This is a genomic window from uncultured Amnibacterium sp., assembly GCF_964245895.1.
Lineage (GTDB): Bacteria > Actinomycetota > Actinomycetes > Actinomycetales > Microbacteriaceae > Amnibacterium.
The window spans coordinates 1-11,892 of the sequence record NZ_CAXTOQ010000108.1 but is presented as its reverse complement, the minus strand read 5'-3'; the positions used below and the strand labels follow the sequence as shown (position 1 = coordinate 11,892).

The 11,892-nt window shown below is 73.9% G+C and carries 10 protein-coding genes; 4 read left to right on the top strand and 6 right to left on the bottom strand.

Annotation, left to right across the window (positions count from 1 at the left end):
• Both ACFE60_RS13590 and ACFE60_RS13585 read right to left on the bottom strand, forming a co-directional pair.
• The coding region (locus ACFE60_RS13590) for an aldehyde dehydrogenase family protein (RefSeq protein ID WP_375389398.1) at window positions 1–539 on the bottom strand (539 nt) is incomplete at its 3' end.
• A gap of 80 nt (window positions 540–619) precedes the next feature.
• A complete protein-coding gene (locus ACFE60_RS13585; protein WP_375389397.1) occupies window positions 620–1,798 on the bottom strand; it encodes an MFS transporter in 1,179 nt (392 codons plus the stop codon).
• Between the two features lie 89 nt (window positions 1,799–1,887).
• On the opposite strand from ACFE60_RS13585, the gene ACFE60_RS13580 reads away from it, so the two are divergent.
• A complete protein-coding gene (locus ACFE60_RS13580) occupies window positions 1,888–2,451 on the top strand; it encodes an RNA polymerase sigma factor (protein WP_375389396.1) in 564 nt (187 codons plus the stop codon).
• A complete protein-coding gene (locus ACFE60_RS13575; RefSeq protein ID WP_375389395.1) occupies window positions 2,441–3,535 on the top strand; it encodes a DUF4232 domain-containing protein in 1,095 nt (364 codons plus the stop codon). Before ACFE60_RS13580 ends, ACFE60_RS13575 begins: the two co-directional genes overlap by 11 nt.
• A gap of 3 nt (window positions 3,536–3,538) precedes the next feature.
• Here the strand turns inward: ACFE60_RS13575 and ACFE60_RS13570 are convergent, their stop codons facing one another.
• Window positions 3,539–4,186 carry a dihydrofolate reductase family protein gene (locus ACFE60_RS13570; RefSeq protein WP_375389394.1) on the bottom strand — a complete coding sequence of 216 codons (648 nt, stop codon included), beginning with the start codon at window positions 4,184–4,186 and terminating at the stop codon, window positions 3,539–3,541.
• 57 nt (window positions 4,187–4,243) lie between these two features.
• Between ACFE60_RS13570 and ACFE60_RS13565 the strand changes: the two genes are divergently transcribed.
• Window positions 4,244–4,612: a VOC family protein gene (locus ACFE60_RS13565; RefSeq protein ID WP_375389393.1), complete on the top strand. Its 369-nt coding sequence runs from the start codon at window positions 4,244–4,246 to the stop codon at window positions 4,610–4,612.
• Between the two features lie 81 nt (window positions 4,613–4,693).
• Here ACFE60_RS13565 and ACFE60_RS13560 read toward each other — a convergent pair whose 3' ends face one another.
• The 3 genes from ACFE60_RS13560 to mfd all read right to left on the bottom strand — a co-directional run bounded on the left by ACFE60_RS13560 (window position 4,694) and on the right by mfd (window position 9,910).
• Window positions 4,694–5,518: a MerR family transcriptional regulator gene (locus tag ACFE60_RS13560; RefSeq protein WP_375389392.1), complete on the bottom strand. Its 825-nt coding sequence runs from the start codon at window positions 5,516–5,518 to the stop codon at window positions 4,694–4,696.
• Window positions 5,519–5,783: 265 nt separating this feature from the next.
• A complete protein-coding gene (locus tag ACFE60_RS13555; RefSeq protein ID WP_375389391.1) occupies window positions 5,784–6,164 on the bottom strand; it encodes a VOC family protein in 381 nt (126 codons plus the stop codon).
• Window positions 6,165–6,292: 128 nt separating this feature from the next.
• Window positions 6,293–9,910 (bottom strand): transcription-repair coupling factor, encoded by a 3,618-nt coding sequence (gene mfd / locus ACFE60_RS13550; RefSeq protein WP_375389390.1) that lies wholly within the window; start codon window positions 9,908–9,910, stop codon window positions 6,293–6,295.
• Window positions 9,911–10,088: 178 nt separating this feature from the next.
• On the opposite strand from mfd, the gene ACFE60_RS13545 reads away from it, so the two are divergent.
• The gene (locus ACFE60_RS13545) at window positions 10,089–11,624 is read left to right on the top strand and encodes a Mur ligase family protein (RefSeq protein ID WP_375389389.1); all 1,536 of its coding nucleotides are present in this window, start codon (window positions 10,089–10,091) and stop codon (window positions 11,622–11,624) included.
• Window positions 11,625–11,892: the final 268 nt, after the last annotated feature.

The window sequence follows — 11,892 nt, the reverse complement described above, 5'->3', positions numbered from 1 at the left end:
GCGATCGCGATCGGGAAGAACCACATCGGCACCATCGCCGGGAAGTTGAACGGGCTGATGATCCCGACCACGCCGAGCGGCTGCCGGATCGAGTACACGTCGACCCCGGTCGACACCTGCTCCGAGAACTCGCCCTTCAGATGATGCGCGAGGCCGGTCGCGAACTCGACGACCTCCTGCCCCCGGCTGATCTCGCCCAACGCGTCGGACAGCACCTTGCCGTGCTCGCTCGTGATGATCGCGGCGAGCTCGTCCTTCTTCGCCTCGAGCAGCTCCCGGAAGCGGAACAGGATCGACTGCCGGCGCGCCAGCGACAGATCGCGCCACCCCGGGTACGCGGCCTTCGCCGCCGCGACCGCCGCGTCGATGTCGGCCTGATCCGCGAACACGACGTGCTTCGTCACGACGCCCAGCGCCGGGTCGAACACCTCACCCGTCCGGACGCCGGCACCCGCGGCGGGCGCCCCGCCGATCCAGTGCGGGACGAGCGCCGGGGCTTCGGCGGTGTCGGTGGCGGATGCGGAGGCGGTGATCGTCATGGGGTCCCTCGTGCCGGTCGGGGTCTGCCCCCCAGCCTCCCACCTCCGCCCGCCAGCCGTCGCTGGTCAGCCGTCGCTGGTCAGCCGTGCGCGACGCGAGCCGGGAACGCGTCCCGCAGCATGATCGCGAGCAGCGCGGCGACGGCGAAGGCCACCGCCGCCAGCGCGACCACCGACGGCAGCCCTGCGCCCGCGAGCACGGCCCCGCCGACCGCGGCGCCGAGCCCGATGCCCGCGTTCGACGCGGAGTTGTTCACGGCGGCGGACAGGTCCGGCGTCAGCGCCCGGGCGCGGAGGCAGGCGGCCGTGCAGAACACCGGGATCGCCCCGAAGCCGACCACCCATGCCGCGACCGCGGTCACCGTGCCCGCCGTGGAGGTCTGCAGCACGAGCAGGGCCGCGACGCAGACCGCGCCCAGCACGAGCGCGCCGAGGAAGCCGGCCCGCGGGCGGCGGTCGATGACGAGCCCGGCGAGCCACAGCCCGACGACGCCGGTCGCGCCGAACAGGAACAGGGCCGGGCCGATCGCGGGCTCCGGCACGGCGGCGCGCAGCAGCAGGGTCGAGACGTACGTGTAGAGCGCGTAGTGCCCGAAGAAGGCGACGGCGTTGACGACCGCGGCGCCGATCAGGGCTCGCCGCGGGCCGCGGGGACGCCGCGCCGCCTCCTCCGCCGCGGTCGCGGCCGGCAGCGCCGCCGCGGTCACGAGCGCGGCGAGCACCCCGCCGATCGCGAGGGCGCCGAACGCGGCCCGCCAGTCGAGCGCCGCGCCGATCGAGGTGACGAGCGGCACGCCGAGCACGTAGCCGATGGAGGCGCCCGACGCGGCGATCGCGAGCGCCCTCCCCTGGATCCGCGGCGGCACGAGCGCCGCCGCGTAGGCCGAGGACAGCGAGAAGAACAGCGCGTGCGCGATGCCGCCGATCGCCCGGCCGGCGCAGAGCACCGCGAACGACGGGGCGAGCGCGATGACCAGGTTGCCGACGCTGTAGAGCGCGATCGTGCCGAGCAGCAGCGGCTTCCGCGGCAGGCGCGTCGTCAGTCGCGTCAGCGGGATCGCGAGCACCGCGACGAGCGCGGCGTACACGGTGACGAGCAGCCCGGTCACCGCCTCCGAGACCGAGAACGCCCGGCTCATCTGGGGCAGCAGCCCGACGGGCACGATCTCCGTCGTGACCGCGACGAAGGTCGCCAGCACGAGCGCACCGAGCCCGATCGCGGCCCCGAACCCGATCCGCTCGTCGTCCGCCCGCCCCACGCGCACGATCCTCGCGGACCGGCGCGCCCGATCACGAGACCGCCCGGGGAGCAGGGAACCGATCCGCAGGATGCGGACATCCTTCTGGTGTGGACGGGGACGACGCCGCGGACTGGACGGCCGCGGTGCAGGGCGACGGGGAGGCGTTCGGCCGCGTCTACGACCGGCGGAAGGCGAGCGTCCGGCGGCAGGCGCAGCGGCTGCTGGACCGCCCAGCCGACGTCGAGGACGCGGTCGCGATCGTGTTCCTCGAGGCCTGGCGGAAGCGGTGGGCGCTGCGGCTCGTCGACGACTCGCTGCTGCCGTGGCTGCTCGTGACGACGACCAACGTCGCGAGGAACGTGCGCCGCGGCCGGGTGCGCTACGACCGGCTGCTCGCCCACCTCCCGGTACCCGCGGACGGGCCCGACCCGGCGGATCTCGTCGACGACGAGGGCGTGCTCGCGGCCCTGCGAGGGCTGTCGCTCGCCGACCAGCAGGTGCTGACGCTCTGCGTGCTGGAGGACCGGTCGGAGCGCGACGCCGCGCACGTGCTCGGCGTCGCGCCCGGCACGGTGAAGTCGCGCCTCCATCGCGCGAAGCACCGGCTCGCACATCGACTCGGCCGCTCGACCGGCCCCGCATCAGGACGAGGGATCAGCGATGGCGCCTGAGCACGAGCACCCGGACCGCGACACCGCCGTGCGCGCGATGCTGGTCGGGCAGGTGGCGGCGCCGCTCCGCCGCGCCGCGATGTCCCGCGAGCGGGTCCGCGACGTGCTCGTCACCGCGGCCGTGCTGGTCGTGGTGGTCGCGCTCTCCGTGATCGCGATCCGGTCCGTGGGCGACCGCGGCGGGCCGGCCGACGGCGGTGCACCCGCGACCTCCTCCGCGGTGGACGCGCTGCCGACGCCGACCCTGACCGCCGGGAAGCCGCTCGGCCGCTTCACCAGCGACGACGGACCGGTGCAGCGGCACGTGATCCGTCCGGACGGCCTGGCGGTCGCGACGGTCATCGAGTGCAGCGGGCCCGGCTCCTACCTCTTCTCGATCGCGCGCGACGGCTCGCAGGGCGGGGACGGCGGCTGCGGCGGCGGCGTGACCTCGGGGAACAAGGGGGTCGCCGGGTCGACCACGGTGACGATCCGCACGGACAAGCGGATGACATGGACGCTCACGATCGTCGGCATCCCCGAGACGTACGTCACCCCGCGCCCGATCCCGACGCCGACCGACACCGCCGGCACGGCCGTCCGCTACTGCACCGCCGACGACCTCACCGCGCGGTTCGTCGCCGGTGCCGAGCCGAAGGGCGTCACGGAGGTGAGCGGCGGCGACCTCGTGTTCACGAACGCAAGCGACTCGACATGCGCGCTCGCCGGCTACCCCGAGGTGCGGTTCCTCCTCGACGGCGCCGCACTCGGCCGGAACACGATGAACCACATCGACGAGCGGTCCAGCACCGAGGACGGGCTGCACGCCGTGCTCCTGCGGCCCGGCGGCGTCGCCTACTCGCAGATCGACTGGTACCTCGCGAACTACTACCCCGAGAACGAGGAGGGCAGGTGCGCCGTCCGAACGGTGAGCGCCGTGCAGGTCGACCTGGCCTACGACCTGTCGAGCCCCGGCCAGACCGGCACGCTGACCGTGCCGATCGGGACGGCGACCGCCTGCCTGAACGGCGAGCATGGCGCACTGGGGAAGTACGGCCAGGTGTCCTCGACCGTCTTCGTCGATTACCCGACCGCGCGGCGGTGAGGGTCAGCGCGGCCTGCGGCTGAAGACGTGGTGCACGACGCCGGAGGGGGACGCGGTCGTCTCGACGTCGAACCGCTGCTCCAGCCCCTCCTGGCCGTCCCACAGCCGCACCCCGCGGCCGAGCAGGATCGGCGACACGACCACGTGGAGCAGGTCCACGAGGTCGGCGTCGAGGAACTCGCGGATGGAGGTGGGGCCGCCGCCGAGACGCACGTCGAGGCCGCCGGCGAGGTCGACCGCCTCCGCGAGCGCCTCCTGCGGCGTCGCGTCGCGGAACAGGAACGTCGTCTCCCCCACGGCGAGGTCCGGTCGCGGGTGATGCGTCAGCACGATCACCGGGGTGCGGAACGGCGGCTGCTCGCCCCACCAGCCGCGCCACGACTCGCCTGGCCACGGGCCGCGCTGCCAGCCGAACTTGTTGCGGCCCATGATCTCGGCGCCGATGCCGTCCCACGCCTGGGCGGCGAACGCGTCGTCGATGCCGCGGGTACCGCCCTGCCGCCCGGTCATCGCGACGAAGGTGCGCGTCGGGAAGAAGTGGCCCATGAGCCGCTGCCCCGCGTGACCGAAGGGTGTTTCGAGGGACTGGCCCTCCCCGGTCGCGAACCCGTCGAGGGACACGGCGATGTTGTGGGCTCGCAGGTTCGGCACCTTCCCGACGCTAGCAGTCATGTGTACGTTGTTCACATCTGCGACGGAGGAGGATCGATGGCGCTCACGGCGACCGGCTCGTTCAGCGGCATGTCGGTGAAGGACGTGCCGGAGGCGGTGCGCTTCTGGCGCGACGTCGTCGGCCTCGCGGTCGACGACGGGCCGATCGCGACCCTCCACCTGCCCGGCGGCGGCACGACGATCGTCTACCCGAAGCCCGACCACACGCCCGCGGGCTTCACGGTCCTGAACTTCGAGGTCGACGACGTGGCCGCTGCGATCCGCGAGCTGGGCGCCGCCGGCCTCGAGCCCGAGCGCTATCCGGGGATGCCGCAGGACGACGACGGAGCGATGCGCGGCAACGGGCCCGACATCGCGTGGTTCACCGACCCCTCCGGCAACATCTTCTCGGTGCTGAAGGCCTGACCCCGCATTCCGGGCGACTTCGGTCATTCCGGGCGCGAATACTCGCCCGGAATGTCCGAAGCCGCCCGGTCTGGGGCGGGCTCACGCGATGGGCTGCACCAGCCGGGTCACCCACCGCTCCTGCGGCACATCGCCGGGCGTGAGGTAGATCTCGCGGCCCGCGTCGGCGAGGACCGCCCCTCGGGCGCGGACCGCGTCGATGAGCGCCATCCACGAGGCGTCGATGGTCTCCATCGACCCGCGGTGCGTGAGGATCGCCGCCTGCTCGAGCCCGGGCAGCACGTGGACGTCGAGCCCGGGGACCGCCTCCGCGTCGCCCTCGAGCTGGAAGCCCGCGGTCACGAGCACGCCGGAGCCGTCACCGGACTCGTCGGCGCTGTAGATCGCCACGGCGGGGCCGAACGGGATGCCGGCGGCCGAGAGCGCGGCCTCCACCTCGGGGAAGATCGGGCCGACCACCGGGCCGATGTTGTGCGAGCCGAAGCCCGCTGCCCTCCTGGTGATCGTGGCGACCCGCTGCGCGGGCACGAGCCGGAACTCGATCTCGGGTGCGTCGGTCATGGCCGGGTCTCCTTCTGCTCCGCGGAGGTAGGCGTCGAAGCGCGCGAGGCGCCGGGACTCGGTCTCGATCGAGTCGCGCAGCGCGTCGCGCGCCGCCTCCAGCGACCGCCGCGAGGCCGGCTCGTCGAGACCCGAGCGGCGGATCCGCCCGATGTCGACCAGGCCGACGCCGAGGTCGCGCAGCCGCACGATCTCGTCGACGTCGGGCAGCTGCGCCGGCGCGTACGAGCGGTACCCGGTCTCCGGGTCGACGTGCGCGGGGACCAGCAGCCCGATCTCGTCCCAGTGCCGCAGCATCCGGACGGTCACCCGTCCGATCGACGCGAACCTGCCGATGCTGTACATGGTGGGTCCGATCGTGCCCCCTCACACGGTGTGAGGGTCAAGCCCCAGCGGTGTGCGAGTGCGAGCGCCCCTCGTGCATCGTCGGGATCGGCACTGAGCCCGACGGTGATCAGCGGACGGTCTCCGGCCGAACGCGATCACGGTGTTCGTCGGCAGGGCGCGGGCGTTGCACGTCGCCAGCGGCGACCCGGCGTCGGGCCCGGCGATGACGAGCGCGTCGTCGCCGGCTTCGCGGACCGCGCGTCGGTCGCGATGCGCTTGGGGGCTACGCCGGGCCTGCGACGCCCACGAGGTTGCCGGCCGGGTCGCGGAAATGGCCGACCCGTATGCCCGTGCCCTCGTTGACCTGCAGCGGCAGGACGACGGTGCCGCCGAGCGATTCCGCCTGCTGCAGCGCGGCGCGCACGTCCGCGACACCGACGTAGAAGACCGCGTGAGCCACGAAGCCGGGGCCGCCGCCGATGCCGGCCGCGGCCGGTGCCGCGCCCTCCGCGGCGTCGATGAACGCGTAGCTCGACGCCTCCGAGATCGGCGGCGCGACCGGTGCGCCCGGCGGCTGGTCCCAGCCGAACAGCGCGCCGTAGAAGGTCTGCAGCGCGGACGGGTCCGGACCGAGCAGCTCGACGTGGACGACGGGGTTGCCCATGTCTCCAGTGTGCGACCCGCCCTCGCGGTTCCGCAGAAATCGGTCGACACGCCGAGTCCGAGCGCCGGGTCGCGGTGTGTCGCCCGAGATCTGCGGAACGGCGAGCGAGGTGCGGATCCGCGCGACCACTACGCGGCGGGCTGCTGCACCTTCGCCCAGATCGCGGTCAGCAGCTGCTGCACCCACTCGATCAGGGCCGTGTCGGCGAGCGGCTCCCCCGCGGTCTGCGGCCACGGCACGTTCACCGCGCCGCCCACGATGCGGGCGCCCGGGTACATGCGCTGCAGGCGCACCTGCATCGAGTCCGGCAGGTCGGCGGGGGCGATGCGGAGGAACTTCGGCAGCGCGACGACGTCGGACAGGCCCGCGTGCTGCGCGAGCCGGCGCAGCTTCGAGATGCGCACCAGGTTCTGGACCTCGTCCGGCGCCGTGCCGTAGCGATCGACCAGCTCCTCGAGCACCAGGTCGATGCGGCCCTCCTCGGAGGCGGGGCCGGCCGCCGCGGACAGCTTCTGGTACGCCTCCAGCCGCAGCCGCTCGCTGTCGATGTAGTGCTCGGGGATGCGGGCGTCGACCGGGATCTCCAGGCGCAGCTCGGTCTGCCCGTCCGCGACCTCGCCGCGGAAGTCGCTGACCGCCTCCCCGATCATCCGCAGGTACAGATCGAACCCGACGCCCGCGATGTGGCCGGACTGCTCGCCACCCAGCAGGTTGCCGGCGCCGCGGATCTCCAGGTCCTTCAGCGCCACCTGCATGCCGGAGCCGAGGTCGTTGTTCGCCGCGATCGTCTCGAGCCGGTCGACCGCGGTCTCGGACAGCGGCTTCTCGGCGTCGTAGAGGAAGTACGCGTACGCGCGCTCCCGCCCGCGGCCGACGCGGCCGCGCAGCTGGTGCAGCTGCGACAGCCCGTACTTGTCGGCCCGGTCGACGATCAGCGTGTTCGCGTTCGCGATGTCCAGGCCGGTCTCGATGATCGTGGTGGAGACGAGCACGTCGTACTTCCGCTCCCAGAAGTCGACCATCACCTGCTCCAGCTGGTGCTCGCCCATCTGCCCGTGCGCGACGCCGACCCGCGCCTCCGGCACCAGCTCCGCGATCTCGGAGGCGATGCGCTGGATGGATGCGACCCGGTTGTGCACGTAGAAGACCTGGCCCTCGCGCAGGAGCTCCCTGCGGATGGCGGCGGTGATCTGCCCGGCGGAGCGCGCGCCGACGAAGGTGAGGATCGGGTGCCGGTCCTCCGGCGGCGTGGCCAGGGTCGACATCTCGCGGATCCCGGTGACCGCCATCTCGAGCGTGCGCGGGATCGGCGTCGCGCTCATCGCGAGCACGTCGACGTTCGTCTTCAGCTTCTTCAGCTGGTCCTTGTGCTCGACGCCGAACCGCTGCTCCTCGTCGATGATCACGAGGCCGACGTCCTTGTACTCGACCTGCTTCGCGAGGATCGCGTGGGTGCCGATCACCATGTCGACGGTGCCGTCCGCGAGGCCCTTCAGCGTGTCCTTCGCCTCCTTGTCGCTCTGGAAGCGGGAGAGGGGCCGCACGTTCACGGGGAAGCCCGCGAAGCGCTCGTTGAAGGTCTCGAGGTGCTGCCGCACGAGCAGCGTCGTCGGCACGAGCATCGCGACCTGCTTGCCGTCCTGGATCGCCTTGAACGCCGCGCGGACGGCGATCTCGGTCTTGCCGAAGCCGACGTCGCCGGAGATGAGCCGGTCCATCGGGATCGGCTTCTCCATGTCGGCCTTGACCGCGTCGATCGTCTCCAGCTGGTCGGGCGTCTCCGCGAAGGGGAACGCCTCCTCCAGCTCGTGCTGCCACGGGCTGTCCGGTCCGAACGCGTGCCCCTTCGAGGCCATGCGGGCGGAGTACAGCTTCACCAGCTCGACCGCGATGTCCCTGACGGCCTTGCGGGCGCGGCCCTTCGCAGCGGCCCAGTCGGAGCCGCCCATCTTCGACAGCTGCGGCGCCTCCCCGCCCACGTACCGGGTGAGCAGGTCCAGCTGGTCGGTCGGCACGTACAGCTTGTCGCCGGGGTAGCCGCGCTTCGACGGCGCGTACTCGAGCAGCAGGAACTCCCGCACGACCTTCTCCGGCGCCTTGTCGCCGATGCGCCGCGGGCCGGTCTTCTGCACGGGCGCGATCTCGCGGCGCACCAGCTCGACGAAGCGGCCGATGCCGTGCGTGGCGTGCACGACGTGGTCGCCGGCCTTCAGCTGCAGCGGGTCGACGACGTTCTTGCGGCGGGAGGCGAGCTTCTTCGGCCCGCGGTTGTCGACGGAGGCCGCGCGGCCGTAGAACTCGCGCTCGGACACGACCGCGAGCGACACCTCCGGCTGCTCGAACCCGGTCTCCAGGTCGCCGATGAGCACGTAGGCGACGCCGGGCTCGAGATCGTCCGGCAGCTCCTCCACGATCCGCGCCGCGGAGCCGCGCTCGGCGAGCACGTCCCGCGCCCGCTCGACGAGGCCCTTGCCCGCCGCCGTCACGACGGCCGACCAGCCGTGCCGCAGGCGGGAGCCGATGTGGTCCAGCAGGTCCGCGGGCTTGCCGGGCACGACCGGGGTCGCCCCGCCCTTCACGCGGAGGTACTCGGCGGAGTCGGCGAGCAGCGCGGCGGCCTTCGCGGGGTCCAGGTCGTCGAGGTCGGGCAGCGCCTCGAAGCCGCTGATCGTCCACCAGGTGCCGTCGGGCACGGACTCGCGCAGCCGGTTCACCGTCAGGAAGTCGCCGGACTCGAGGTCGATCGGGGCCTGCGCGCCCGCGGTCGCGGCGCTCCACGCGGCGTGGAGGAACTCGCGGTTCGTGTCCGCGAGGCTCACCGCGCGGCTGGCGACCCGCTCGGGCGACAGGATGCAGACCGCGGCGCCCTCCGGCAGGTACTCGGTGACGGGGATCAGGCCGTCCGCGAGCACCGGGGCGAGCGACTCCATGCCCTCGACCGGGATGCCCTCCGCGACCTTCGCGAGCATCTGCGCGAGGTTCGGGAACTCGTGCCGCAGCTCTCGCGCGCGCTGCTGCACCGACTCGGTGAGCAGCAGCTCGCGGGCCGGCACCAGCTCGGCGCGGTCGATCGGCGCGTCGAGCGTGCGCTGGTCCGCGACGGAGAACCCGCGGAGGCCGTCCACCTCGTCGCCGAAGAAGTCGACGCGGACCGGGTGCTCCGCGATGGGCGAGAAGACGTCGAGGATGCCGCCGCGCACCGCGAACTCGCCGCGGCGGGTGACCAGGTCGACGCGGCTGTAGGCGAGGGCGACGAGCCGCTCGACGATCCGGTTCAGGTCGAGGCCGCGCTGCCCGAGCGCCAGCTGGACCGGCTCCACCTCCGCCAGCCCCTGCGCGAGCGGCTGCAGCGCCGCCCGCACGGGCGCGATCACGACGAGCGGGGCGTCGCCCCGCTGCCAGAGCCGCATGCGGCGGATCGCGTGGAGGCGGCGACCGACGGTCTCGACGCCGGGGCTGAGGCGCTCGTGCGGCAGCGTCTCCCAGGCCGGGAAGTCGAGCAGCTCGGCCTCGGGCAGCAGGCACTCGAACGACCCGCGGATCGCGTCCGCCTCCCGCTCGGTCGCCGCGACGACGAAGAGCGCGTCGGCCTCGTCGCGCTCGCGGCGCCGCCGCAGCAGCGCGGCCAGCAGCGGCGCGTGCAGCCCGGGCGTCGCCGAGAAGTCGGCCGGCCGGGACGCCGCGACCAGCGCGTCGCTCATCGAGTCGGCGTGGGCGAGCAGACGGGGCAGACCACCGAGACTCACTGACCCCATGGTACGGAGGCTTCCGACAGCGCCGCGCCCGCATCGGGCTGGCGGCCGCGGGAGCCGCTGTCGGCGTTCTCCCGGCGCGGATGCCGCTGCTGCACAGCGGACGTCGGGAGTCCGTTCGGCGCCGGCCCGTACCGTGCGTCGGCCGCTCCGACCCGGCGGCTGCCCCCACATGACCCTCACGCCCGGGCTCCTCCGCCCACGCCGCACCGTGCCGCGGCCGCTCGACGCGCTCGCGAGGCGCTTCGCCGCAGCCGTGCGCGGCGACCTCGGCGGCCGGTCAGCGACCGGTCTCACCATCCGCAGCCAGGACGTGCACGCCGGGGACCTGTTCGTCGCGCTGCCCGGCGCGGGCACCCACGGCGCGACGTTCGCGGGAGCCGCGCGCGCCGCCGGCGCCGTCGCCCTGCTCACCGACCTCGAAGGCGCCGCGATCGCCGACCGGGCCGGGCTGCCGACGCTCATCGTGGAGGAGCCCCGCCGGCTGCTGGGGGACGTGGCCGCCTGGGTTCTCGACACAGCCGCTGCCGTGCCGATGCTGCTGGGCGTCACCGGCACCGACGGCAAGACGACGACCGTCACGATGCTCGAGCACCTCCTCCGCCGGCTCGGCCGCCGCACCGGGCTCAGCACCACCGCGGAGCGGCTGGTCGACGGGGTGCAGGTGCAGAGCCGCCTGACGTCGCCGGAGGCGGACGAGCTGCACGGGCTGCTCGCCGCCATGCGGGAGCGGCACGTCGACGCCGCCGCGATCGAGGTGAGCGCGCAGGCGCTGATCCGGCACCGGCTGGGCGGGGTGCGGTTCGACGTCGCCGGGTTCACCGGGCTGAGCCACGACCACCTGGACGACTTCGGCGACCTGGAGACCTACTTCGCCGCGAAGGCCGCGCTGTTCGAGCCGGATCGCGCCCGCCGCGGGGTGGTCTCCCTCGACTCGCCGTGGGGGGCCCGGCTCGTCGACCGCGCGGCTGTGCCGGTCACCACGATCGCGCTCCATGGGCGGGCGGACTGGCGGGTCGCGGTCACGGCCCGATCGGCGGAGGGCACCCGCTTCCGCCTCGAGGCGCCCGCCGGCGGCCGCCTCGACACCCGGGTGCGGATGCTCGGCGACCACGCCGCCGCGAACGCCTCCCTCGCCGTCGCGATGCTCGTGGAGGCGGGCGTCGGGCTCGCCGAGATCGCCGAGGCGCTCGGCACCGACGGCTTCCGCGACGCGGTCCCGGGCCGGCTGGAGCGCGTCGGCGCCCCCGGCGACCCCGCCGTCTTCCTCGACATCGCCCACACCCCGGACGCGTTCGAGAAGTCGCTGCGGGCGCTGCGCGCCGTCGTGCCCGGCCGGATCGTCATGCTCTTCGGCGCCGACGGCGACCGCGACCCGACGAAGCGCACCGCGATGGGCCGCGTCGCCGGGACGCTCGCCGACACCGTGCTGATCACCGACCACCACTCCCGCTTCGAGGACCCGGACGCGATCCGCGCGGCGCTCCTCGGCGGCGCGCGGGCGGCGGAGCGGGCGGAGGTGCTCGACGTGCCGGACCCGAGCATCGCGATCCGCTTGGCCGTCGCGGCCGCCGGGCCCGAGGACGCGGTGCTGTGGGCGGGCACGGGCCGCTCCCAGTACCGCGACGTCCGCGGGGTGAAGCGGCCCTACTCGTTCCTCGCGGAGGCGCTCGCCGCGCTCGACGAGCTGCGCGTCGCCGCCGCCTGACGGCTGCTCGGCTCGGAATCCGGGCGCGTCCGGGCATCGCGGGCGTGAATTCGCGCCCGGAACGTCCGGAAGCGCCCGGTCTCGGGGCGGGGTGCGCCGACACGCCGAACGCGCCGACGCGTTGGCGCGACACGCGACGGATCTCCCTGCCCCTCGTTCTGGGGGTGCCTACGTTCGTGCGATCCGGGACCGCGGGGCTCCCGGCGATGCGGGAGGGGTCGGCGCTGACCTGGAACGAGGACCCGACGGGAACCGGCCGCAGGCCGGG

Coding starts and splice junctions, on each gene's coding strand:
- ACFE60_RS13575 (WP_375389395.1), top strand. CDS start 2,441: ATGGCGCCTGAGCACGAGCACCCGGACCGCGACACCGCCGTGCGCGCG.
- ACFE60_RS13565 (WP_375389393.1), top strand. CDS start 4,244: ATGGCGCTCACGGCGACCGGCTCGTTCAGCGGCATGTCGGTGAAGGAC.
- ACFE60_RS13560 (WP_375389392.1), bottom strand. CDS start 5,518: ATGTACAGCATCGGCAGGTTCGCGTCGATCGGACGGGTGACCGTCCGG.
- ACFE60_RS13555 (WP_375389391.1), bottom strand. CDS start 6,164: ATGGGCAACCCCGTCGTCCACGTCGAGCTGCTCGGTCCGGACCCGTCC.
- ACFE60_RS13545 (WP_375389389.1), top strand. CDS start 10,089: ATGACCCTCACGCCCGGGCTCCTCCGCCCACGCCGCACCGTGCCGCGG.